Consider the following 24,616-nt stretch of genomic DNA (forward strand, 5'->3'; position numbering starts at 1 on the left):
GGCCAAATTTGGCCGCCGCTTTTTTTAAACACTGATTTTAAATTATTGGTTGACCGTAACGGCATCGCCTTGGCTCCAATTCTTTACTTGGGCAATACGATTGTCCGTAAAATCGACCTCACTTAACACATCGTTCTGCCAAAAAAACCATTTTCCGGTCTTTTGTCCGTTTTCGTATTGGCCGGTGGCAATTTTTTTACCTTGAACATTGAACATTACCCAATCACCATGTAACTTTCCGTTCAACATATAACCGGTCTGGGCAATTTCGCCATTGTCATGAAAATAAGTGGCTTTCACCATTTTTCCCATTTTTTCAAAGGTCGGCTTTGTATCTTGAGCCGATACGCTAACCGCAAACATCACCGCCAAAAATAATACTGCTTTTTTCATATTTTATGGGATTTTAATATTGTTAGTACTTAATGATAACGATACAAAGTTACTTAAATTTTACTTTAAATACACTTTTACATAACTTTTTGTTTACATTAAATTAACTTTAAAGTCTTTATTATCTGTATTTCAGTGTTTTACGATATCGTCAATTACGGGTAACACCCCTGATTATCGAACATTTTAACCTTTAATCCCCTTAATATTACTCAAGAATCTATTCTAATGTTAATTTAATGTTACGTAAAATTGATCTGGTCAGCTCTATTTGGGTCCAAAAAAATACTTCCATCAGAAAATCCACATATCCCCTTTAAAATACGCACATTACTATTAAATTTGCGCTCTTATACTAGGTAACATGTACAGAAGTAATACTTGTGGTGCATTAAGGGCATCGGATATAGGTTCAGAAGTAATTTTAAGCGGTTGGGTCCACAAAGTACGCGACAAAGGCTTTGTTGCTTGGGTAGATCTTCGTGATAGATATGGTATCACCCAATTGGTTTTTGATGAAGAACGTTCGTCCAATACACTTTTGGAACAAGCCCGCGAGCTGGGTCGTGAAACCGTAATCCAAGCAAAGGGCGAGGTAATCGAACGTGCCTCAAAAAACCCCAATATTCCCACAGGTGAAATTGAAGTGCTTGTCACCGAACTTACCGTGCTGAACCATTCCCTACTCCCTCCATTTACCATTGAAGATGAGACCGATGGCGGAGAGGACATCCGAATGAAATACCGATACTTGGATATTCGTAGAAACCCGGTAAAGAACAAACTTATTTTTAGGCATAAGGTTTCCATGGAAGTTCGAAAATACCTTTCCGACCAAGGTTTTATCGACATTGAAACCCCATATTTGATCAAGTCCACCCCAGAAGGCGCCAGGGATTTTTTGGTGCCCAGCCGTATGAATGAAGGACAATTCTACGCCCTGCCTCAATCCCCACAAACATTTAAGCAGTTGCTCATGGTCGGGGGAATGGACAAGTATTTTCAGATTGTAAAATGTTTTAGGGACGAAGATCTCCGTGCCGACCGTCAGCCTGAGTTCACACAAATAGACTGTGAAATGGCATTTGTGGAACAAGAAGATATCCTGAATACTTTTGAAGGACTAACGAAACATCTTTTAAAAGAGATCAAGGGTGTAGAAGTAGATGAGTTTCCTCGCATTTCCTATGACGATGCCATGCGATTATATGGTAACGACAAACCCGACATTCGATTTGGCATGCAGTTCGGAGAACTGAACAAAGTGGCACAACATAAGGATTTTAATGTATTCAATTCCGCAGAACTGGTGGTTGGTATCGCCGTTCCGGGAGCTGCTTCCTATACCCGAAAAGAAATAGACGGGCTAATTGATTGGGTCAAGCGCCCACAGGTAGGCGCTAAAGGAATGGTCTACGTTAAATGTAATGATGATGGCACCTACAAATCATCCGTGGACAAGTTCTATGACCAAGACGATCTTGCCAATTGGGCCCAAACGACCGGAGCAAAACCAGGAGACCTTATCTGTGTGCTATCTGGCAACACCAACGAAACCCGAGCTCAATTGAGCGCATTGCGAATGGAGCTCGCCGAACGATTGGGACTAAGAAAACCAGATGAGTTCGCTCCATTGTGGGTAATAGATTTTCCGTTATTGGAATTGGATAAAGAAACTGGGGACTACCACGCCATGCACCACCCATTTACCTCTCCAAAACCCGGACAATTGGAACTATTGGAAACAAATCCGGGCGAAGTAAAAGCCAATGCTTATGATTTGGTGCTGAACGGAAACGAAATAGGTGGTGGTTCCATTCGGATCTATGACAAAGAAATACAGGCAACCATGTTCAAACACTTGGGCTTTACCCAAGAAGAAGCCAAAGCACAATTTGGGTTCTTAATGGATGCCTTTCAATATGGAGCTCCACCCCATGGAGGTATCGCATTTGGCCTTGACAGATTGGTAGCTATTCTGGGTGGCCAAGAAACCATTCGCGATTTTATTGCTTTCCCCAAAAACAACAGTGGACGGGATGTAATGATCGATGCGCCAGCAAACATAGATGACGAGCAATTAAAAGAACTCCATTTAAAATTGGACCTATGATAAATCAAAATCCCGTTCCATGAGCGGGATTTTTTAATACTTTTAATAGTATTATATACCTCAATGCCCTACAGCAACAAAAAACTGTATACCAAATTTCTTAAATGGCGATATAGAAATATCTCCAACAGGACCTTCATTCAAATAATGAGCCTGATCGTAGGTTTTTTGGCCGGACTGGTAGCGGTAACCGTAAAAAACTCCACCTACTTTATAGAATCGCTCTTAGAAAAAGGGATTGTCTCATCAGAAAATCAGTTGTATTTTATCCTTCCTATAATTGGCTTGACCTTGGTCTACCTCTATGTAAAGTTTGTACATAAAGAGCCGTTACAGCATGCTGTTTCCTCCATTATTTTTTCACTTTCCAAGAAAAAGGGACTACTTGGGATCAAGGACATTTACACTCCTTTGATCACCGCACCGCTTACCGTTGGTTTTGGTGGGTCCGTGGGTTTGTTGGGACCGGCCGTAAAATCTGGGTCTGCGGTAAGTTCCAATTTGAGCCGATTGTTTCACATAGATGCCAAGACCCGAACACTTTTGGTAGCATGCGCTTCGGCAGGGGCCATTGCCTCAATTTTTCAATCACCTATTGCCGCCATCATTTTTGCCGTGGAAATCTTCACTTTGGATTTGACCATGATGTCCATGTTGCCTTTGCTATTAGCATCGATTTCTGGGGTATTGACCTCCTATTTCTTTTTAGGTAACGAAGTCTTGTTCAATTTCTCCCTTTCCGAAGGTTTTGAACTAAACGATACGGCATTTTATGTTCTTTTAGGGGTTGGCACGGGTGTGGCCTCCATATATTTCACCAAAATGTACTTTGCCATTCTATCCCTTTTTAAAAAATTGAAAAGTCCAAAATACAAGCTCTTGGTCGGTGGAGTGGCTATTGGGGTCATGCTTTACGCCATCCCCCCGCTCTATGGCGAGGGTTTTGGATTTATTAACAACCTGTTGGACGGCAATCACCAAAAAGCCCTGGGCACTACTCCTTTTGATGGATTTACCCAAAATATTTGGGTCGTAATAGCCCTGCTTTTTGGGATAACCATTTTTAAGGCCATAGCCATGACCACTACCATAGCAGCAGGGGGTGCGGGAGGAGTTTTTATTCCTACAATGGTAATGGGAAGTGCTTTGGGCAATGCCGTAGCCAAAGTAATCAATAATTTAGGTTTGGGCTTTTCTGTATCGGAAAGCAATTTTACCCTAATTGGAATGGCAGGTCTTATTTCCGGTGTAATCCATGCTCCATTGACCGCCATTTTCCTTATCGCCGAAATAACCGGGGGATACCAGCTCTTTGTTCCCCTGATGATTACGGCGGCCATATCTTACTTGATCACAAAAAACGCACTGGATTACACCATTTACACCAAAGAATTGGCCAAGATAGGAGCGCTGTTGTCACACAATAAAGATCAGATGGTTCTCGGACTTATGGAAATGGACAATGTGATCGAAAAAAACTTTAGGCCCGTACATGCAGAAATGTCGTTGGGAGAAATGTTGTATCAATCGGTGTCCAAATCCAAAAGAAACTTGTTTCCAGTATTGAACGATGATAGAAAATTGATCGGAATCATAGTCTTGGACGATATCCGTCCAATGATGTTCGACACCGAGATGTACGACACCGTTTTTGTTAAAAATTTGATGCATGCCCCGCCAGAGGTTATCTTTTACGAAACGGACAGTATGAAACAGGTTATGCAAAAATTTCAGCTAAGTGGCGCATGGAACCTTCCTGTCATTAAAAATGGTAGATACGAAGGTTTTATCTCAAAATCCAAACTATTGACGGCGTATCGCAGAAAATTGATCAATTATTCACAATGAAAATCAAGTTAAAACACATTATTTTTTTGATCATGTTGGCCTCTTTGGGTTCAATTGCCTTCGGTCTTTCCCTCGAAGAAGGACATCCACAAGCGGCAAAGTATATAGGTGGAGGTACCGTTGGGCTCTTTTTGGTGGCCATGCCCCTATTCCTTTTTAAAGAGAGTAAGGGGAAAAACATGCAAGATTACATGCTCACCAAAGAAAATATTAAGAAAATGCAAGAAAAAGAGCGCAAATCATCTGAAAATCAATAATTTTCTAAACATTTAAAGTTCTTTTTACCCATTCACTCATAAAAAAAGTTACTTTCGTGTTTTAACATTTTATTTTTATTTAATGACTGGTACAGTAAAATTTTTCAATGAATCCAAAGGTTATGGGTTCATTACAAACGACGACACAGGAAAAGACATCTTTGTTCATGTTACAGCATTGAACGGAGTGGAACTGAACGAAGGCGACAAAGTAGAATACATCGAAGAAGAAGGAAGAAAAGGAGTGGTTGCAGCACAAGTGCAGGTAATCGGATAACAATATTTTATTTTGATTAGAATGTAAAACCCGGCGATGCCGGGTTTTTTCATCAGTTCAAATTTCTCCGCTGTATAAAAAAACGCTTTAGAAGTTCTGCCGACTCTTTCTCCAACACACCCCCTGACACAGCAGTTTTGGGATGCAGGTTGCCGCCCATTACACTATATCCGCGCTCTAGATCCGGAGCTCCGTAAACAACCTTGGATATTTGGCTCCAATACAGTGCTCCCGCGCACATTTGGCATGGTTCCAAAGTAACATAAAGCGTGCAGCCATGTAAATACTTGCCGCCCAAAAAATTGGAAGCTGCGGTTATGGCCTGCATCTCGGCATGCGCTGTAACATCCTTTAAGCGTTCCGTAAGGTTGTGCGCCCTTCCAATAATTCTATTCTCGATTACCACTACTGCTCCTACCGGTACTTCGCCATTTTCAAAGGCAATCTCGGCCTCTTGCATGGCTTTCTTCATAAAATAAGTATCGTCAAACGGATTTTCCACGAAATTTTAAGTCATTTTCAATAGATTGCTAAGCTACACATAAAATAATTTTAGGGATAATCGATACTTTTGTTTTTTATTCTTTGGAAACATTACTATCACATATCGATTCCTCTGCAGATCTCAAAAAGTTAGCTTTGGAAGAGCTGCCTAAACTCGCGCAGGAATTGAGGGAGTTTATTATTGACATTGTATCTACAAAGGAAGGGCATTTGGGGGCAAGTTTGGGTGTAGTGGAACTTACCATTGCACTGCACTATGTGTTCAACACCCCTCAGGATAAACTGATCTGGGACGTTGGACACCAAGCATACGGACATAAAATCCTAACGGGCAGAAAAAAGTTATTCGATACCAACCGCCAACTTGGTGGTATTAGCGGTTTTCCAAAACGGAGCGAAAGTGAATTTGATGATTTTGGAACAGGCCATAGTTCCACGGCCATATCTGCCATTTTAGGCATGGCCATGGCATCAAAAATACAAGGACATACAAAGAAACAGCACATTGCGGTGGTCGGCGATGCATCCATAGCCAGCGGAATGGCTTTTGAAGGTTTAAACCATCTCGGGGTGACCGATGTAAATGCATTGATCGTTCTCAATGACAATGCTATCGGCATAGACCCCAGTGTTGGGGCCCTAAAAAAATACCTTACCAATGTTAAGGCAGGAAAGGCAAAGGACGAGAACATTTTTGAGTGCCTCAACCTCAACTATTCCGGCCCTGTGGATGGACACGATTTGCAAAAACTTGTTGAAGAACTGGAAAGACTAAAGCATGTAGATGGCCCAAAGTTGCTCCACATCATCACAACCAAAGGAAAAGGCCTAAAAAAGGCAGAAGAAGATCAGGTGGTCTACCATGCCCCTGGCAAGTTTAATAAAATAACAGGGGAACGCATCAAAAAACCTGAGGTAATTCAACCTCCAAAATATCAAGATGTGTTTGGTCACACTATTGTGGAATTGGCCCAAAAGAACAGCAAAATAGTTGGAATTACCCCTGCTATGCCCAGTGGGAGTTCCCTAAAGTTTATGATGGACCAAATACCCGACCGAGCTTTTGATGTGGGTATTGCCGAACAACATGCTGTTACCTTGGCGGCCGGTATGGCAACCCAAGGGTTGATCCCGTTCTGCAATATTTACTCTACTTTTTTACAACGGGCCTATGATCAAGTGATCCACGATGTAGCCCTTCAAAAACTTCCGGTGGTTTTTTGCCTGGACCGAGCAGGCTTGGTAGGCCAGGATGGACCTACCCATCATGGTGTTTTTGATATTGCATATTTACGCTGCATCCCGAACCTTGTTATTTTTGCACCGCTCAACGAGCACGAGCTACGGGATATTATGTACACTGCACAACAAGGGCTGGAGCTTCCCATTGCAATAAGGTACCCCAGGGGGCGAGGAGCCATCATCGATTGGAAAAACCCAATGAAATCCATAAAAATCGGTACTGGCAAACAACTAAAGAAGGGCACCAAAATGGCAATACTTAGCGTGGGCCATATTGGGAACCAAGTTTCCGAACTAATCAAAAAATCAGGGAAACCGGAAGAGATCGGACATTACGATATGCGCTTTATCAAACCATTGGACAAACCATTGCTACAACATATTTTTGAAAACCATGAACACATAATTACCCTAGAAAATGGTGTCAAAATTGGCGGCTTTGGTTCTGCTGTGCTGGAAATTGCCAATGAAGAAAAGTATACAGGATCAATTAAGATTTTCGGCATTCCGGATTCTTTTATCGATCATGGAACCATTCCCGAAACCCATAAATTGGCTGGTATAGATTTTGATGCCATACATTCTTATATACAATCAACCTTAAACCCATGCGAATAAATTGTTTTTTAATCCTGTTCCTTGCCGTTTTTGTTACTTGCAATGCTCAGATCACACGTTTAAAGGCCTTTGAGCCAGACAGTACCGACTCCAATTTTAAAGTTGTTCGCATAAAGGATGTAAAGCTCAAATATCTGACCAGAAACGCTAAGCTAACAGACCCCAGAACCGTGCTGAACCGGGTAAAACCTCTGAGTATTTGGTACAAGCGGTTCAAGCCAACTTCTTTTTGGAAAAAAGTGAACAAATTTGGACTTAACATTAGTGAAGTTGCTTTTGTGAACTGGAACGCCGGAGGGGACAACTCGGTGTCGGCCTTGGCAAGTGCAGATTTTGCCCGGAACTATAAGTTCCGTTATCTGGATTGGAACAATGAGGTCCAGCTGCGCTATGGCATCAATGCGCAAGAGGGCAGGAAACTCCGAAAAACAGACGATCAAATCCGCTTGTCCACCACCCTGAGTTTTAGAAAGGACACCATAACCAATTGGTACTACTCGGTAAAAGCAAACATGAGAACACAATTCTCCAACGGATATAAGTACCCGAACCGAGAGAATCCTATTTCAAGATTTATGTCCCCCGGTTACTTGTTTGTGGGTGTCGGTACATCCTACATACCGCCTCAGGACAAATTCAACCTTTATATTTCGCCCGCCACCATGAAATCCACTTTTGTTCTGGACGAAGCTCTTTCCAACCAAGGGGCGTTTGGTGTGGAAGAGGGAGAACACATTTTTTTGGAACTTGGTTTTTTGATCACCAATACATGGGAGACACAAATAGCGGAAAATGTTTTAATGAACCATCGCCTAAACCTGTACACGGATTATGTAAGAAGTTTTGGCAATATCGATGTGGACTGGGAACTTAATTTTAACCTTAAGGTCAACCAATACCTCAATGCCAACATTGGAACCCACCTTATTTTTGATGATGATATCAAATTCGACGAACAAATCGCCGAAGATGGCACAACAATAGACCCGGGCATACCCCGAATCCAGTTTAAACAACTACTTGGGGTTGGCCTACTCTATTCGTTTTAAATATGTCGGCCTGTCAACTTATCGTGAATGTGCACCGCTGCACTGTCGGACAAACTTGCAACAAAACAGCTGGTATCCAATAGGATTTTATAAAGTGATGCATCCGTATTGCGGTATTTCTCGGGCAAACTTGTTAAGAGCAGTCGGTCATAATTCGTATCCTGGCCCTCTTTAACATTTATCAAAGCCGTTGTGTACGTATCCAGTAAATCGGAAATAATGCGATACCCGGCCAACTCTTTATCCACCACTTCTGTGGACTGATAGATTTTTTCGACGCTCAATTTAATAATATCGGCAACTTGAGCGGTATATTTTCCTTTATCGAGCAATGATACATTGAACTCCCCGTTCAATATTTTATCCTCATTTTTTACAAAAACATCCACGGCGTCCCCGATCAGTGTACTTATCGCAAGAGCCCTTAAATAACTCAAACGGTCGCTCGAGGTGGTCATTGTATTATATTTCTTCGTGTTGATGTTGTCCTTCACCAAATTGATAAGATACTCCAGGGCATACTCTTCCGGAATCAATCCTAAGTTGATGCCATCTTCAAAATCGATTATGGTATAGCAGATATCATCAGCCGCTTCTACCAAATAAGTCAAAGGGTGCCTTAAAAAACCTGTCTCCGGGTGGTCAGGGTTGGGCAAAAGGCCAATTTCTTGCACAAGTTCATGGAAAAAGGCTTTCTCCGATTGAAAAAATCCAAATTTTTTGTCCACGATGTTCTTGGACGGTCTTTTGGGCAATGATCCTTTTGGGTATTTAATAAAGGCACCCAAAGTCGCATAACTCAAACGAAGCCCCCCGGGCACACCGTCCCTGGACTCTGTCAATAATTTAAAACCATTGGCATTTCCCTCAAAATCGATAAGATCTTGGTACTCCTCTGCAGAAAGAACATCTCGAAATTGCTTCCCTTTGCCCTGTTTAAAATAATTGCCGATAGCTTTTTCCCCACTATGCCCAAATGGCGGATTCCCTATATCGTGGGCCAAGGCAGCTGCGGCAACAATTGCACCAAAATCATTAAATTGATAACCGTGGATTTCGGTCAAAAAAGGATACTTTGCCAAAATTTGCTGTCCAGCACTTCGGCCAAGACTTCTTCCCACAACAGAAACTTCCATACTGTGTGTAAGCCGGGTATGTACAAAGTTTTTTTGCGAACCAACGGCGATCGGCATCGGAAACACTTGTGTCTTATCCTGTAAACTTCTAAAAGCCGACGAAAAAATAATCCGATCGTAATCCACCTCGAACCCCAATCGGGTCTCATTCTGTTCCTTTCTAAGCCTTTTACCTTTGTCTCCGAATCGTTTTAAAGAGAGTAATTGCTCCCAATCCATTGGTCCATTATTTGTTAGCGAAGATAAATCAAAAGATGAACCTAGGCCCTACACTGGAAAAATATTGATATTTTTAAGAGCGTATTTGGTAACATTTTGTTAACCTCATTGCCGAATTATAATGGCATTTTTGCCATATTTCTTAAAGAATGGGAGAGAATATTTACATTTTCATGGTTGTGGCCCTTGGCATATTGGCCATAACCGATTTGGTAGTGGGCGTAAGCAACGATGCGGTTAACTTTTTGAACTCGGCAATCGGGTCCAAAGCGATATCTTTTAGGACCATTATGATCGTTGCCAGTGTTGGTATAGCGTTTGGCGCAATGTCTTCCAGTGGAATGATGGAAGTGGCCCGAAAGGGGATATTTAACCCCGGTGAGTTCGTTTTCGAAGAAATCATGTTCATTTTTATGGCCGTAATGATTACGGACATTCTACTATTGGATTTTTTCAACACCTTGGGAATGCCCACATCTACGACCGTTTCCATTGTATTTGAGCTTTTGGGGGCCTCTGTAGCCATCTCTTTGATAAAAATCGCCGATACCCAAGGAGGGTTTTCGGATCTGGCCACATATATAAACACAGATAAGGCGGCGGAAATTATTTTTGGGATTCTCCTTTCCGTTTTTATTGCATTTACCATAGGTGCCCTGGTTCAGTTTGTATCGAGAGCCTTGATTTCTTTTAAATTTCAGAACAAATCCAAGTGGGTAGAGTCTATATTTGGTGGCCTTGCGATTACGGCCATTGTATATTTTATTTTGGTAAAAGGACTGAAGAGCGCTGCCCTTTTTGACGGAGCAATTTCTGAGTTTGTGGCAACCCAGCCCCTTGCTTTCTTGGCCGGAAATTTTGCATTCTGGACGATTTTATCGTTCATCGTGGCAAGTTTTTTAAGATGGAACATATACCGCATCGTAATAGGTTTTGGAACATTTGCCCTGGCAATGGCCTTTGCTGGCAACGATTTGGTAAATTTTATCGGTGTACCTATTGCTGCACTTCAATCGTACCAAGATTGGCAGGCTTCTGGTATAACTGCAACGGAATTTAATATGCGCGGACTAGCCTCTGCCGTGCAGACTCCAACAATGCTATTGTTGTTATCCGGAGCTGTAATGGTAATTACGCTCTGGTTTTCCTCCAAAGCAAAAGGAGTTGTAAAAACCAGTGTCGACTTGGCCAGGCAAGATGAGGGCGACGAACGTTTTCAGCCCAATTATCTGTCTAGACAAATAGTGAAATTCAGTATCGTGGCTTTTGAAAACGTATCAAAAATTGTTCCTCCATCTCTTCAATCTAAATTGGACAAACAGTTTGTATTGCCACAAACCTATGTTCCAAAAAGTAAAACCCAGGAGCTGCCAGCATTCGATTTGGTAAGGGCTTCGGTCAACCTAATGGTGGCCAGTGTACTTATTTCCATCGCCACGTCCATGAAATTGCCCTTGTCCACCACCTATGTTACCTTTATGGTGGCCATGGGTACATCCTTGGCTGATAGGGCATGGGGTGCAGAAAGTGCCGTATATCGCGTTGCCGGAGTATTGAACGTTATCGGTGGTTGGTTTTTTACCGCCCTTAGTGCATTTACGGCCGCAGCGATAATCGCTTACCTGTTGTTTATAGGAAAATTTGTTTCGCTCGTTATTATGTTGATGTTGGCAGCGGTCATTTTACTGCGCAACTATATCTCGCACAACAAAAAGACCAAAGAAATAAAGGCCGAAGATAGTTTAAGACGTGCCGAAAGCAGTTCCATCCAAGGAGTTATAGAGGAAAGTGCAACCAATATTGCCAACGTTGTAAAGCGCAGCAACCGTATTTACTCGAACTGTATTCGAGGGTTGTCCAAACATGATTTGGACTTTTTGAAAAAGAACAAAAAACAAAGTAACAAACTCTCTTCAGAAATAGACGGTCTTAGAAACGATACATTCTACTTTATCAAAAACCTGGATGAAGCGCATGTGGGCGCGAGTAACTTTTACATTAATGTGATGGATCTTCTAACGGATATGTCACAGTCCCTCGAATACATCGGCAAGGTGAGTTACAACCACGTTAACAACAACCACAAAAAATTAAAATACAACCAGATAAAGGAACTCAAAGAGATAGATAATTATCTGGAAAAAATATTCAACAGCACGGAAAAAGCATTTGTAGATCGCTCCTTTGAGCAAATTGGAGATGTGCTTCAATCCAAAAACGAGATCAATGAAATGGTTTCGCAAAAGATAAATAGGCAGGTTTCCCGAACAAGGACGGAAGAATCGAGCCCAAAGAACACCACACTATATTTTTCTTTGTTGCTGGAAAGCAGGGACCTGATCACTTCTATGATGGAATTACTGGAACTCTATTATGCAGAGCACGATAGTTCCGTAAAACCAGCAACTATACCAAAGAAATAAATTCGGTATCTTACAACATCTATAAATTGTAAAGATATGATCAAATATTTCTTTTCTCTTATGGCAGTTGGCCTATTGGGCCTTGCGCCATTGCACTCACAATCCCTTTCTGCAAAAGAAGTTTTGGAAAAGGCCATTTCATTTCATGATCCAGATGGTAACTGGGCCAACCTAAAAACATCGTTCAAAGTAGTTATGGAAACTCCGGAGCGACCTAAACGCACAAGTGTGATTTCCGTGGATTTCCCCAAACAGGAGTTTGTATTGGATGTTACCCAAGATGGTGATCGTTACTCATATATTTTAAAAAACGGGTCCTGCGAAATCATATTTAACGAGAGCAAAGAGTTTACCAAGGAAGAAGCCGAAAAGTATCGCCTGACCTGCGAACGGGGAACCATGATGAAGGATTACTACACTTACCTATACGGCCTTCCCATGAAGTTGAACGACCCAGGCACCCACCTAGATCCCGTGGTACAACAAAAAACCTTCAAGAATAAACAATATGTTGTTTTAAAGGCCACTTACGATGCCGAAGTTGGCAAAGACACTTGGTACTTTTATTTTGACCCTTCCACTTACGCCATGGAGGTATATCAATTTTTTCACGATGAAACCAAAAACGACGGAGAGTACATTCTTTTAGAAGGCCTGGCGGAAGTAAATAGTATCAAAATGCCAAAAACGAGGGCATGGTACATGAACAAGGACGATAAGTATTTAGGAACCGACACTCTGGAAAAAATACAATAAACAGTTCGTGTTTTTTTATCTGTAAAAGTTCATCTCGTCCATATATTTCCACACCGGTTCGGGCAGCATTGGACGAATATTTTTTCCTTGATTATGGGCCTTTCGAATAAAAGTGGACGATATTTCCATTATCGGCGCACTGACCTTGGTGATTTTGGGGTGATCCTCAAATTGATGGGCCATCTCGCCCGTAGAAATGCGCGGGTAAACATGGATCGAGTATTGCTCCAATATGGCTTCATAATTTTTCCATTTGTGGAAACTTTTTAGATTGTCTTCGCCCATGATCAATGAAAACGCATAATCCGGGCCATATTTGTCTTCCAGATGGGCCAAGGTATTGGAAGTATAGTTGGGCTGGGGCAAATCAAACTCAATTGTACTGGGTTTGAGCCTGGGATAATCCTGTACAGCTTCGTACACCATTTGGAACCGGTGATTGTTGTCCAAAAGCGATTGCTTTACCTTAAATGGACTTTGCGGGGTTATAACAAACCAAACCTCATCCAAATCGGAAAACTCCACCAAATGGTTGGCAATGATCAAATGACCAATATGTATCGGGTTAAAGGTTCCAAAAAAGAGCCCTACCTGTTTCATACGTCAATCTTATTTTGAATCGGGATTCTTGGCCCCAACAAAATCGGCGACCAATTTGTGGGCTTCGTCGAGAGCTACATCCAGATCATAGTTTTTAATAATCTTATCAAACTGAGGGGCGGTTGCCAATTCTACCGACGCTTTGGCAATTCTCATATTGATCTTATCGTCACTCTCCGTGCTGCGCTTTTTAAGTCTGATCTTTAGCTCATCTACACTGGGAGGCTTCACAAAAACAGCCAGGGTCTTGTCCGGAAATTTCTTTTTGATCCTTAGCCCGCCAGAAACATCGATATCAAATATTACATTTTTGCCTTCTGCCCACAAACGTTCCACTTCACTTTTTAAAGTCCCATAAAAATTGTCGCGGTACACTTCTTCCCATTCCAAAAAATCGCCATCCTTAATGTGTCGCTTAAATTGGGAAACGGACATAAAATAGTAGTTGACCCCATTTTTTTCCTTGCCCCTGCGCGGGCGCGAGGTTGCGGAAATGGAAAAGGCCAAGTTGAGTTCCGGCTGATTCAACAAATGTTTTACAATGGTAGTTTTACCACTTCCCGATGGGGCCGAAAATATGATGAGTTTACCACCTTCTGTCATAGCACATTGAGCATTTGTTCTTTTATCTTTTCCAATTCGTCCTTCATTTGGACCACCAATTGTTGCATGGGTGCAAAATTGGCCTTGGATCCTATGGTATTGATTTCCCTTCCTATTTCTTGTGAGATGAACCCTAGTTTTTTACCATTGGATTCTTTGGAATTCAGGGTGGTTTCAAAATATTTTAAATGGTTCGCCAAACGTACCTTTTCTTCGGTAATGTCGTACTTTTCCAAATAATAGATGAGTTCTTGTTCAAATCTATTCGCATCCAATTCCACCTTAAGGTCGGCCACAGCTTTCTCCAAACGTTCCCGTATCGTAGCCAACCTATCTGGATCCATGCTTTTTACAGCATCCAAAAGTTCGTTGAGTTTTTTTAATCGCTCTACAAAATCCTGCTCCAAAACCTTGCCTTCCTCATTGCGGAACTCCACTATTTTGGATAGGGCCTCGTCCATTGCTTTTTTAATGGCCTCGTACTCTTCGGCATCGATGTCGTCTTTATCGGTTTTAAGGGTATCGGGCATACGTAACGCCATTTCCAACAGTTTAATGTCATCTCCTTGGGCAATTGCGGCCAATTGCTCCATATACTTTTTAACCACACCCTTGTTAACTTCTGCCGTAGTCTCCTCACCGGTTATTTCCACATAAAGGTTAAAATCCACTTTACCCCTGTTTAGGGCACTGGCAATCATTTTACGTAATTCCAGCTCCTTTTCCCTATAAAATTGTGGAAGCCTGGCATTAATATCCAGATTTTTGCTGTTAAGCGATTTAAGCTCTATTGTAATTTTTTTTGAAGGAAGCTGAACTACGTGCTTCCCAAAGCCTGTCATGGATTGAATCATATACGTATGATTAAATTTTGCCAAAGGTAACCAAAATAGATTTTGACCTTTGAAGATTCTAAATTTTGGCCCCTTGGAAACTACTCCAGTTCCCTGACCCAAATATTACGGTAGCTCACCCTGCTATTGTCCCCATGGTCCTGAAGCCTAAGAGGTCCCTTGCCATGTGGCGGATTCTTGGGCCAACCAATATATGGCGTTGTGCCCTTGATCTCCACATGGTCCTGGATCAACACACCATTGTGGATAACGGTAATGGTACCTGATTTTATTTTTTGTCCTTTTTCGAACACTGGTGCATGATAAATTATATCGTAGGTGTTCCATTCGCCAGAAGGGACCGATGCCATGGCCAAGGGTACATGCTGTTTATAAATGGAGCCCACTTGACCATTTACATAGGTGTCGTTGTTATTGTTGTCCAATACTTGAACTTCATAGATTCCATTTAAGAAAACACCGCTATTACCTCGGTTTTGTCCATCCATTTGCACTTCTGCTGGGGATTTCCACTCAATATGAAGCTGAATGCTCCCAAAATTTTGTTTGGTCTGAATATCTCCCGTCTTGTCCTTTACGGTCATGCTGCCATCTTCGTTCAAGAGCCATTTGGCATCCGTGCTATCCCTGGAACTTATCCAATTTTTAAAAGATGTCCCATCAAAAAGTACGATGGCATCACTTGGAGGAGCTCCTGCTTTGCCCGGAATTACCTTTGCCGGCACTGGTTCATATATCTCCGTTTCCTCGGGAGTGGTTGGCTCTATGTCCTGGGACCAGGTCCATCCACTAAACAAGATGGCCAAAAGCAATGGAACAATTTTTAATTTATACATATTATAATGCTTTGATCTTTATGTTTTTATAGGACACCCTGTCCCCATGATCTTGTAAACCGATTTTTCCAGTCCTGTAAGCGCCAAAACCTTCCCAATCTGCAAATTTTGAGGATGCGACCATTTTGTCCCAATCCGGCCCATGCACTGGAAACTCCACTATTTTTGTTCCATTCAATACTACATGTCCTTTATTGGTCTTATGGTTCACCATTAATTCAAACGTATTCCATTCACCGGCTGGCTTGGTTACATGTTGGGTAGGCGAAACCATATCGTACAAAGCTCCTGCCATACGATTTTCCCCATTTTGGGCATCAGGATGTCTTTCATTGTCCAACACTTGTATTTCTGGTCCTGTTAAATAGGGCTGGGCGTATTTTTCATCTTCTGAAACACCCCAAAAAATTCCACTATTGCCTCCTTCGGCAATTTTCCATTCCATAGTTAAAATAAAATCCGTAAACTCAGCATCACTAACCAGATTAAAAGACGCTCCTTCTTCCCTGTTTTCCGATGGGTAGAACACCATGGCCCCATCTTCCAATTTCCATGGCTCGGTAACTGGTCCGCCATTATAGTAATGCCAGCCTTCGAATGAACTTCCGTCGAATAGCGTAACCCACTCATCTTCGGCTTCTTTCACAATCTCGATCACTTCTTCTTTTTCTTCCTTATTTTCCTTTGGGTTTTCTTTACAGGCAACGCCAATGGCCAGTAATGCCAACATCAATGCTCTTTTCATAGTCCAAGTATTTTTTTCAATTTTACCTTATCCACATCTGCTCCCGCAAAATCGTCAAAGGTTTTGGTTGTTGCCTCTATTATATGATCTTGAATAAATTTAGCGCCTTCGCGCGCTCCTTGTTCCGGGCTTTTAATACAGCATTCCCATTCCATAACGGCCCAAACATCGCAGCCATATTGGGTAAGTTTGGAGAAAATGGTCTTAAAATCGATCTGTCCATCCCCTAGGGACCTGTATCTCCCTGCTCTGTCTCCCCAATCGTTGAAACCGCCAAATGCTCCCTTTTTACCTGTTGGGTTAAATTCCGAATCCTTTACGTGAAAGGATTTGATGAACTCATGATAATGATCGATATACGCAATATAATCCAGTTGTTGCAAAACAAAGTGACTTGGATCATAAAGTATGTTTACGCGCTTATGGTTTCCCGTAGCTTCCAAAAATCTTTCAAAAGTATCCCCATCGTGAAGGTCTTCTCCGGGATGAATCTCGTAACAGACATCCACGCCCTCTTCATCAAAATGATCGAGGATGGGCTTCCATCGATTGGCGAGCTCTTCAAAACCCATTTCCACCAATCCGGCAGGACGCTGTGGCCACGGGTGGGCGGTATGCCAAAGCAATGAGCCCGAAAAAGTGGCATGGACGTTAAGTCCGAGCCTACGGCTTGCTGTTGCCGCTTTTTTAACCGTTTCAACTGCCCATTTGGTTCGTTCTTTCGGTTTTCCGTGCAGTTCCTTGGGAGCAAAATTATCGAACATAATATCGTATGCAGGATGAACAGCCACCAATTGTCCCTGCAAGTGGGTGGAAAGTTCGGTGATCTCCAATCCGTAGGAATTAATTTTTCCCTTGAGCTCATCGCAATAATCCTGACTTTCTGCTGCTTGGTCCAAATCTATAAGAAATGATTCCCAAGTTGGTATTTGAATGCCCTTGTAACCAAGGTCGGAGGCCCACTTGCACATTCCATCCAAGGTATTGAAAGGAGGTTGACTGTCCACAAATTGAGCCAAGAACACAGCTGGTCCTTTGATTGTCTTCATTGAATTTAATTTTAAGGAATTAGGAAATCCCAATCAAATTGGGATTTATCTTCTATATTTAAGAAAAAAACTATGCTATTTTTACACCTCATGTAGCAAAACATAAATATAGGAATTCATATACAATTAAAATAGCTTACCGCTTATAAAAACCACATATGGAAAATGCTTCTGCCCGCAATTTATGGGGCGATTTTTTAGATGCCCATTTGGAGTTTGCCTCCCAAGATGCTCCAAAAGTGATACATTTTTGTGATAATGAACAAGATGCCAATACTTGTGCAGATCTTGTTTGCAAAGAAACCAAAAGAGCCACCTCACATGCCTTAAAAGGTTTACAGCTCCGCAACGAAAATTTACCTAAAATCGGAGATTTTTATGTGGTTACGGATTGGGACGGGAATGCCAAATGTATTATTCGCACCACTGGGGTAAAACTGCTCCCTTATTTTAGTATTAGAGAAGAACACGCCCGTTTGGAAGGTGAAGGGGATAAAAGTCTGGAACATTGGAAAAAGACCCATTGGGACTACTACACCCGCGAATTGGCCAAATTTGGCACAACTCCAAAGGAAAGCATGATCATTGTGTTCGAGCAATTTGAAATGTTATATAAAAAATAATGGCCGTCCATTGGACAGCCATTATATCTATTATTTTGGGTCCTGGATCAATCCATATCTACCCAAACATTTCCATTCTTGTGTGAAGCAACGGTGTTTTCTATAAAATTTAGGCCACGCACACCATCTATTATGGTCGGAAATTCTCCGTTGTTATAGGCTTCTCCACGAATTGCCTTGGCCACGCCCAAATATATGTTCGCCATGGCATCAAAAATTCCTTCTGGGTGGCCTGGTGGCAATTTTGTGCCGCCCAAAGAGAGTTCTGAATTATACCCATGTCCTGGCTTGTATACTTGCAAAGGTTCTGGATCATTTAATTTATATAGGTAGTTAGGGTTCTCCTGCCCCCATTTTAAACCTCCTTTTTCACCATAAACGGCAATGGTTAGGTTATTTTCTTCCCCAGTGGCCACCTGACTTGCCCTAATGACGCCTTTTACATTCTTATCCATTCGTATCAAAGCGGTTCCATCCATGTCCATTTGGTTATCGTCGTACAAATAATTGAAATCGCACAATAGAGATCTAACCCTTAATCCGGTGGTGTACTCGACCATATTAAAGGCATGTACTCCAATGTCTCCCATACAGGAACTAATCCCTGCTTTTTTGGGGTCGAGCCTCCAAACAGTGCCCCGTTTTTCCTTGTCATGTATGATAGGGTTCATCCAACCTTGGTAATATTGGGCATCGACCTTATGTATCTTTCCAATGACCCCTCCCTTGATCATCTCCCGCATTTGACGCACCATTGGGTAACCTGTATAGGTATGGGTGACTGCAAATACGGTGCCTGCCTTTTTTAGGGTTTCCTGCAATATTTTGGCCTCCTCATAGCTGGTGGTCATTGGTTTTTCACAAATGACATTGAATCCATTTTCCAACAGTTTTTTTGCCATCGGAAAATGAAGAAAGTTTGGAGTGAGGATAGAACAGACCTGAATACGTTCGTCTTCCGGCAGTTTCATTTCCTCTTCCACCAAGGTGTCGAAATCCTTATAAATTCGATTCGTTGGAATATCTATCTCTTTTGCGAACGCTAAACTATCTTCCAGTTCGGGGGTAAATACGGCCCCAACAATTTCATAATTATCATTTATAAAAGAGGCTACGCGGTGCAAAACTCCGATAAGGGAGTCGCCGCCCCCACCAAGAATTCCAAGTCTTATTTTTTTAGGCATGTTTTTTATTATGATTTATATTCTACTTTTTCATTTTTAAATACCAACGCAAACAGCACAAATACCACGGCTGCAAATATTGCTGGGTAAATCCAGATGTTTTGCCAAACATGGCTTCCGTCTTCCAATAAATAGGAGTCCGTAATTTTTCCTGCTATCCAAAACCCTATCAACATCCCCACTCCATAAGTGGCCAAGGTGATCAGTCCTTGAGCTGCACTTTTATATTTCTCCCCCGCTTTGGTATCGGTATAAATCTGTCCGGACACGAAGAAAAAATCGTAACAAATTCCGTGTAGTGCTATCCCCAAAATCAACATAAATGCCAAATCGCCTGCATTGCCATATGCAAAGAGCAAATAACGTACAGTCCAGGCCAACATTCCGACCAATATGGTCTTTTTAAAGCCAAATCTTGTAAAGAACAGTGGCAATAATAGCATGAAAAGCACTTCGGAAGCTTGCCCAATGGTCATTTTTCCGGTCGGATTGTCCAATCCGATCTCGGTGAGGAATGGATTGGCGTTTTGATAGTAAAAGGCCAATGGGATACAAATCAATACCGAGGCAATAAAGAAAACCAAAAAGTTTTTATCCTTCAACAATTTCAAGGCATCGAGCCCCAACACATCGGTTATGGTGACTTTTTCGGTCTTGTCCACTCTTGGCGGTGTTTTGGGCAAGGTAAAGCTGAACAACCCCAATATTGCCGATGCTATGGCTACCATTAAAAAAGTGTTTTTCAGCATTCCTGCGGACAAACTCTCGGGTGAATCCCACAGAAAAACATAACTGATCACCAATCCCGCAACTATCCAGCCAATGGTTCCAAACACCCTAATCGGCGAGAATTCCTTGGCAGGATCTTTCATTTGATTAAATGAAATGGAATTGACCAATGCCAAAGTCGGCATGTACAAGATCATATAGCCCAAAACATATGGATAGAACACGGAGAATTCCGTGGTCTGATACATTTGGTACATTAAAAATGCCCCTATTAGGTGCAAAATGCCCAAAATCCGTTCAGCATTAAAATATCGGTCTGCGATCAACCCAATAATAAAAGGAGCAATTATGGCGCCCCAAGATTGAGTGGAAAACGCCTGGGCGATCTCCCCGCCGCTAGCTTTTAAATTGGTTCCCAAAAAAGTTCCCAGTGTTACAAACCATCCGCCCCAAATAAAAAATTCGAGGAACATCATAAAGGACAGTTGAAATTTGGTCTTAAAATTCATGTTGTGTAATTAGTTAGTTGTTATCGTTTGTAGTGTATATAATCCAAAGGTTCCGGAGCTATACCAGCCTTTCTCCATTCCATCATAATTTGGCCGCGATGGTGGGTGGAATGATTGATAATATGAAAAAGAATATCCTTTACCTCGTTAGAAAAGTGAACTTGTTGGCTGTTCACATATTCAACACGTTTTTCAAAGGTATCCGTATTGGAAATAATTTCAAAAGAGGTCTTTTGATTTTCGTAATGGATTTCTTCCCATAGTACCATATCATGTTGATCCCAAACATCGAACTTTACTTCCGAACCAAGTAATCTCTGGTTCCAAATATGGTGCGCATTGAGTATGTGACTAAAAAGTCTAATGCAGTCGCCAGAAACTTTTTCCCGACCACTGCATTGCTCGATAATTTTTTTGTTACAATAAAAATTGTAATCGAAGAGCTGCTGTAAAAACCCCTTCATTTGATGCTATTGTGTTCGTTTTACTGCACTATTCTCTCCAAGAGCCTTTTGGTTGCCAAAATCCCTTCTTCTTCGCTCAGTTCTGAGCCTTCATATTCTACTCCAACAAAACCTTCGTATCCGGATTCCAGGACAATCTCCATGATTCGTGGATAATCCACTCTGGTCTCGTTGCCTTCTTCATCAAAACTATAGGATTTGGCGCTTACACCTTTTGCATAAGGCATGAGTTCTTTGGTTCCCTTATAACGATCGTATTCTTCCAAGCATTTGGACGAATAGTAGTCGCCGGCCTCTCTTCTGATACAAAAATTACCAAAATCTGGCAGTGTGCCGCAGTTTTCCATACCCACCTTCTCCATTACCTCGGCCAACAATGCACCGTTCGAAGATGGCCCGCCATGGTTTTCCACAATAATATTGATGTTCTTTTCCTTGGCATAGCCTGCCAATTGCTTAAGTCCTGCAACAGAGGCCGGAATCCAAACTTCGGGCTCCATGCTCCCATTTAGGTTAACACGAATGGAATGACAGCCCAATGCTGCGGCCGCATCTACCCATTTGTAATGGTTTTCCACAGCTTCTGTTCTTTTGGTTTCGTCTTCCACTGCAATATCCCCTTGGCCGTCCACCATGATCAAAAGGTTCCGAAGCCCATATTTTTCACTTTCTGCCTTGCTTTTTTCCACCCAATTGTTCATCGCTTCTTCCGAAAAATTGGCTGCCTCCAATTCTTTGTAATATAGGCCGCTTACATACTCCAGTCCTTCAAAGCCCCAGTTGCTCGCCTTTTCTGCAAAAGAGTATGGGTCCACTCCTTCTTCAAGAATCATTTTGTGCATGGACCATTGGGCCAATGAGAGTTTAATTTCCGGTTTGGACTCCTCTGCAACTTCTTGCTCTGTTACTTTTTCTGCTTCGAATTCTTTTTTTTGATTTTCCTTACAGGAAGAAAATCCTAAAAAAACAACAAAAATTAGGGTTACGATACTTTTTTGGGTTAATCTACGTCTGTTCATATTTTTATGTTGGTTAATTTCTTTCAGAATCCAAAAACTACAACGTTATAGTGCTGAATTCTCAATAAACATAGGGATTAAATGTAGAAAATTAATTTAATAATTAATACATTTAGCAAATAAACAATCCGAATAAATGAGTAAATTTTATTACAATCAGGAGCAGGAATCCTATGATGCCATCGTGGTAGGAACGGGTATCAGTGGTGGTTGGGCTGCCAAAGAATTGTGCGAAAATGGCCTCAAGACCTTGGTCTTGGAACGAGGTCCCATGGTAAAGCACCGTGAAGATTACCCAACAGCCAATATGGATCCTTGGGATTTCCCCCATGCCGGGAACGCAACCCGAGAAGATATCAAACAACAAGAAAAGCAATCCAGAACAGGCTATACCACTGGGGCGGCCTCCAAGCACTGGTTTGTAAACGATTTAGATCACCCTTACAACGAAACCAAACGTTTTGATTGGATGCGTGGCTACCATGTGGGCGGACGTTCCATTATGTGGGGGAGACACAGCTATCGTTGGAGCGATATTGATTTCGCCGCCAATAAGAACGAAGGTATCGCCGTTGATTGGCCGGTAAGATACAAGGATATAGCCCCTTGGTACGATAAAGTTGAAAGTTATATAGGAGTTTCCGGAGAAAACCTGGGTCTACCACAATTGCCGGACGGCCAATTTGAACCCATGATGGAACTTAACTGTGTGGAAGACCATGTTAGGGGTAAGGTTGCCGAGCATTTTAACGGACGGGTTATTACCGCCGGTAGGGTGGCTCACATTAACAGTGATAAAAAATTTGATGGCGATGGACGTGTACGTTGCCAGTTTAGAAACAGATGTATCAGAGGATGTCCTTTCGGAGCATACTTTAGTAGTGTTTCCTCTACTTTGCCCGCAGCGGAACGCACAGGCAACATGACCTTAAGACCCGACTCCATAGTCCACGAGGTCATATATGATCCAAATACCCAAAAAGCAACAGGCGTTAAGGTTATAGACAGAGAGACCAAAGAAGAGTTCGAGTTCAAGGCCAAGGTTATATTCCTTTGTGCTTCGGCTGTTGCATCCACTTCTATTTTGATGCAATCCAAATCCGATAGATTCCCCAATGGATTAGGAAACGATTCTGGAGAATTGGGACACAACATTATGGACCACCACTTCTTGGTAGGAGCATCCGGAAAGTTTGAAGGATACGAAGACAAATACTATAAAGGAAGAAAGCCAAATGGAATTTATATCCCAAGGTTTAGAAACCTAGGAGGCGACTCCGACATGAAAAATTTCACCAGAGGTTACGGATACCAAGGTGGTGCCGGTAGAGGCAACTATGAAGAATTGATTGCCGAAGCTTCTTTTGGAAAAGATTACAAGGATGCCATGTTGACCCCAGGTGGTTGGACCATGAATATGCTTGCCTTTGGTGAGATACTACCTTACCACGATAACAAAATGACTTTGGATTACGACAAAAAGGATAAATGGGGACTACCAACCGTAACTTTTGATGCCGAAATCCGCGAGAACGAGATCAACATGCGTAAAGACATGCAGGACCAAGCGGTTCAAATGTTGGAAAAGGCCGGCGCCAAGGACATTACTCCATATGATCGGCCCTATGCCCTTGGACTTGGAATCCATGAAATGGGTACCGCCCGTATGGGCCGTGACCCAAAAACTTCTGTTGTAAACGGAAACAACCAGGTACACGGATGTAAGAATGTTTATGTAACCGATGGTGCGTTTATGACCTCGGCAAGCTGTGTGAATCCATCGTTAACGTATATGGCATTTACTGCAAGAGCGGCCAACCATGCAGCTCAAGAACTTAAAAAAGGAAATATATAATGGAAAGAAGATCAGCACTCAAAAATATGGGGTTGGCTTTTGGTTATGCCGTTGCCACTCCAACATTATTGTCGTTACTGCAAAGTTGCAAGAACAAACCGGCATATGCGGAATGGACTCCAAATTTCCTTGATAAGGACAAAGGTTATGCCATGGCACAGACCCTGGATGTGATTCTTCCAAAAACAGATACCCCTTCTGCAACAGAGATGAACGTACATGCGTTTATCGATGCTTACTTGGATGAGGTAATGCCGTTGGAACAAAGAGACTTTGTTGTGATGAAGATGAACAAATTTTACGAAAAGGTTTTGGCAGATTCCGGTAAGGAATCCTTAATGGACATAGAACCTGCGGACATAGAACCAGCCCTTGCAACATATTTGAAAAAACGAACTGACGAGGAAGAGGATTTGCAGAACGAGGCCATTATGAGCTATATGCAAGCCATAATGGAAGGCGGCGAGGCAACTTTGGACGATGAGATTTCCAGAGTATCCTTTGCCCACGAACTAAGGGATTTGGCGACATGGGCCTACAAAAATTCCGAATATGTGGGAGAGGAAGTTTTGGCTTATCTTCCAATACCAGGAGAGTATATTGCCTGTGAGGATGTTACAACTTTGACCAATGGTAAAGCATGGTCACTCTAAGTTTTAGAAGCCTCCAATAAAAATAGAAGCCTCCTAAATAGGAGGCTTTTTTAGTTTC

At 42.1% G+C, this 24,616-nt stretch carries 24 protein-coding genes; 11 read left to right on the forward strand and 13 right to left on the reverse strand.

Going from position 1 to position 24,616, the window contains the following annotated elements:
- Positions 1 to 42: 42 nt before the first annotated feature.
- Entirely contained in the window at positions 43 to 393 is a 351-nt protein-coding gene (locus tag ACXAFK_RS00850) for a toxin-antitoxin system YwqK family antitoxin (protein ID WP_224835798.1), read from the reverse strand.
- A 364-nt stretch (positions 394 to 757) separates the two neighbouring features.
- Between ACXAFK_RS00850 and aspS the strand changes: the two genes are divergently transcribed.
- The 4 genes from aspS to ACXAFK_RS00870 all read left to right on the forward strand — a co-directional run bounded on the left by aspS (position 758) and on the right by ACXAFK_RS00870 (position 4,888).
- Positions 758 to 2,506 (forward strand): aspartate--tRNA ligase, encoded by a 1,749-nt coding sequence (aspS, locus tag ACXAFK_RS00855; RefSeq protein WP_474956484.1) that lies wholly within the window; start codon positions 758 to 760, stop codon positions 2,504 to 2,506.
- A gap of 63 nt (positions 2,507 to 2,569) precedes the next feature.
- On the forward strand, positions 2,570 to 4,354 hold the full coding sequence (locus ACXAFK_RS00860) for a chloride channel protein (RefSeq protein WP_474956485.1): 1,785 nt from the start codon (positions 2,570 to 2,572) through the stop codon (positions 4,352 to 4,354).
- Positions 4,351 to 4,611 carry a hypothetical protein gene (locus ACXAFK_RS00865; RefSeq protein WP_474956486.1) on the forward strand — a complete coding sequence of 87 codons (261 nt, stop codon included), beginning with the start codon at positions 4,351 to 4,353 and terminating at the stop codon, positions 4,609 to 4,611. Before ACXAFK_RS00860 ends, ACXAFK_RS00865 begins: the two co-directional genes overlap by 4 nt.
- Positions 4,612 to 4,693: 82 nt before the next feature.
- A complete protein-coding gene (locus ACXAFK_RS00870; RefSeq protein ID WP_163624136.1) occupies positions 4,694 to 4,888 on the forward strand; it encodes a cold-shock protein in 195 nt (64 codons plus the stop codon).
- 52 nt (positions 4,889 to 4,940) lie between these two features.
- Here ACXAFK_RS00870 and ACXAFK_RS00875 read toward each other — a convergent pair whose 3' ends face one another.
- The gene (locus ACXAFK_RS00875) at positions 4,941 to 5,390 is read right to left on the reverse strand and encodes a nucleoside deaminase (protein ID WP_474956487.1); all 450 of its coding nucleotides are present in this window, start codon (positions 5,388 to 5,390) and stop codon (positions 4,941 to 4,943) included.
- A gap of 83 nt (positions 5,391 to 5,473) precedes the next feature.
- Here ACXAFK_RS00875 and ACXAFK_RS00880 point away from each other — a divergent pair, with 83 nt between their 5' ends.
- Complete coding sequence (locus ACXAFK_RS00880; protein ID WP_474956488.1) at positions 5,474 to 7,252, forward strand: 1-deoxy-D-xylulose-5-phosphate synthase; 1,779 nt, start codon at positions 5,474 to 5,476, stop codon at positions 7,250 to 7,252.
- Complete coding sequence (locus ACXAFK_RS00885) at positions 7,243 to 8,301, forward strand: DUF3078 domain-containing protein (protein ID WP_474956489.1); 1,059 nt, start codon at positions 7,243 to 7,245, stop codon at positions 8,299 to 8,301. The genes ACXAFK_RS00880 and ACXAFK_RS00885 overlap by 10 nt, the downstream gene beginning before the upstream one ends.
- On the opposite strand, the gene dgt is transcribed toward ACXAFK_RS00885, so the two are convergent.
- A complete protein-coding gene (dgt, locus tag ACXAFK_RS00890) occupies positions 8,298 to 9,656 on the reverse strand; it encodes a dGTP triphosphohydrolase (protein ID WP_474956490.1) in 1,359 nt (452 codons plus the stop codon). The two genes, ACXAFK_RS00885 and dgt, sit on opposite strands and share 4 nt — an antisense overlap.
- A 149-nt stretch (positions 9,657 to 9,805) precedes the next feature.
- Between dgt and ACXAFK_RS00895 the strand changes: the two genes are divergently transcribed.
- Both ACXAFK_RS00895 and ACXAFK_RS00900 read left to right on the forward strand, forming a co-directional pair.
- Positions 9,806 to 12,079, forward strand: a complete 2,274-nt coding sequence (locus ACXAFK_RS00895; protein ID WP_224835806.1) for an inorganic phosphate transporter — start codon at positions 9,806 to 9,808, stop codon at positions 12,077 to 12,079.
- A 36-nt stretch (positions 12,080 to 12,115) separates the two neighbouring features.
- Positions 12,116 to 12,835: a DUF6503 family protein gene (locus tag ACXAFK_RS00900; RefSeq protein WP_474956491.1), complete on the forward strand. Its 720-nt coding sequence runs from the start codon at positions 12,116 to 12,118 to the stop codon at positions 12,833 to 12,835.
- Positions 12,836 to 12,850: 15 nt separating this feature from the next.
- Here the strand turns inward: ACXAFK_RS00900 and nadD are convergent, their stop codons facing one another.
- The 6 genes from nadD to ACXAFK_RS00930 all read right to left on the reverse strand — a co-directional run bounded on the left by nadD (position 12,851) and on the right by ACXAFK_RS00930 (position 17,522).
- The gene (gene nadD / locus ACXAFK_RS00905) at positions 12,851 to 13,435 is read right to left on the reverse strand and encodes a nicotinate (nicotinamide) nucleotide adenylyltransferase (RefSeq protein ID WP_474956492.1); all 585 of its coding nucleotides are present in this window, start codon (positions 13,433 to 13,435) and stop codon (positions 12,851 to 12,853) included.
- A gap of 9 nt (positions 13,436 to 13,444) precedes the next feature.
- Positions 13,445 to 14,038 carry a guanylate kinase gene (gmk, locus tag ACXAFK_RS00910; RefSeq protein WP_224835809.1) on the reverse strand — a complete coding sequence of 198 codons (594 nt, stop codon included), beginning with the start codon at positions 14,036 to 14,038 and terminating at the stop codon, positions 13,445 to 13,447.
- Positions 14,035 to 14,892, reverse strand: coding sequence for a YicC/YloC family endoribonuclease (locus ACXAFK_RS00915; protein WP_474956493.1), 858 nt, complete (start codon positions 14,890 to 14,892; stop codon positions 14,035 to 14,037). The genes gmk and ACXAFK_RS00915 overlap by 4 nt, the downstream gene beginning before the upstream one ends.
- An 80-nt stretch (positions 14,893 to 14,972) precedes the next feature.
- Positions 14,973 to 15,728, reverse strand: a complete 756-nt coding sequence (locus ACXAFK_RS00920; protein WP_474956494.1) for a 3-keto-disaccharide hydrolase — start codon at positions 15,726 to 15,728, stop codon at positions 14,973 to 14,975.
- Position 15,729: 1 nt separating this feature from the next.
- The gene (locus tag ACXAFK_RS00925) at positions 15,730 to 16,473 is read right to left on the reverse strand and encodes a 3-keto-disaccharide hydrolase (protein ID WP_474956495.1); all 744 of its coding nucleotides are present in this window, start codon (positions 16,471 to 16,473) and stop codon (positions 15,730 to 15,732) included.
- A complete protein-coding gene (locus ACXAFK_RS00930; protein WP_474956496.1) occupies positions 16,470 to 17,522 on the reverse strand; it encodes a sugar phosphate isomerase/epimerase family protein in 1,053 nt (350 codons plus the stop codon). Before ACXAFK_RS00930 ends, ACXAFK_RS00925 begins: the two co-directional genes overlap by 4 nt.
- A gap of 158 nt (positions 17,523 to 17,680) precedes the next feature.
- Here ACXAFK_RS00930 and ACXAFK_RS00935 point away from each other — a divergent pair, with 158 nt between their 5' ends.
- Positions 17,681 to 18,145: an ASCH domain-containing protein gene (locus ACXAFK_RS00935; RefSeq protein WP_474956497.1), complete on the forward strand. Its 465-nt coding sequence runs from the start codon at positions 17,681 to 17,683 to the stop codon at positions 18,143 to 18,145.
- 47 nt (positions 18,146 to 18,192) lie between these two features.
- On the opposite strand, the gene ACXAFK_RS00940 is transcribed toward ACXAFK_RS00935, so the two are convergent.
- From ACXAFK_RS00940 to ACXAFK_RS00955, 4 genes are read right to left on the reverse strand one after another with little or no spacing between them, the layout of a single operon-like run.
- On the reverse strand, positions 18,193 to 19,329 hold the full coding sequence (locus tag ACXAFK_RS00940; protein WP_474956498.1) for a Gfo/Idh/MocA family protein: 1,137 nt from the start codon (positions 19,327 to 19,329) through the stop codon (positions 18,193 to 18,195).
- Between the two features lie 8 nt (positions 19,330 to 19,337).
- Complete coding sequence (locus tag ACXAFK_RS00945) at positions 19,338 to 20,567, reverse strand: nucleoside permease (RefSeq protein ID WP_224835816.1); 1,230 nt, start codon at positions 20,565 to 20,567, stop codon at positions 19,338 to 19,340.
- A 20-nt stretch (positions 20,568 to 20,587) separates the two neighbouring features.
- On the reverse strand, positions 20,588 to 21,031 hold the full coding sequence (locus ACXAFK_RS00950; protein WP_224835817.1) for a DinB family protein: 444 nt from the start codon (positions 21,029 to 21,031) through the stop codon (positions 20,588 to 20,590).
- Positions 21,032 to 21,051: 20 nt separating this feature from the next.
- Positions 21,052 to 22,050: a sugar phosphate isomerase/epimerase family protein gene (locus ACXAFK_RS00955; protein WP_474956499.1), complete on the reverse strand. Its 999-nt coding sequence runs from the start codon at positions 22,048 to 22,050 to the stop codon at positions 21,052 to 21,054.
- A gap of 136 nt (positions 22,051 to 22,186) precedes the next feature.
- Here ACXAFK_RS00955 and ACXAFK_RS00960 point away from each other — a divergent pair, with 136 nt between their 5' ends.
- Together ACXAFK_RS00960 and ACXAFK_RS00965 are read left to right on the forward strand one after the other, a co-directional pair.
- A complete protein-coding gene (locus ACXAFK_RS00960; RefSeq protein ID WP_224835819.1) occupies positions 22,187 to 23,905 on the forward strand; it encodes a GMC oxidoreductase in 1,719 nt (572 codons plus the stop codon).
- On the forward strand, positions 23,905 to 24,558 hold the full coding sequence (locus ACXAFK_RS00965; protein ID WP_224835820.1) for a gluconate 2-dehydrogenase subunit 3 family protein: 654 nt from the start codon (positions 23,905 to 23,907) through the stop codon (positions 24,556 to 24,558). The genes ACXAFK_RS00960 and ACXAFK_RS00965 overlap by 1 nt, the downstream gene beginning before the upstream one ends.
- The last annotated feature ends 58 nt before the right edge of the window (positions 24,559 to 24,616 follow it).

Source organism: Flagellimonas sp. ABD4_174, assembly GCF_056160185.1.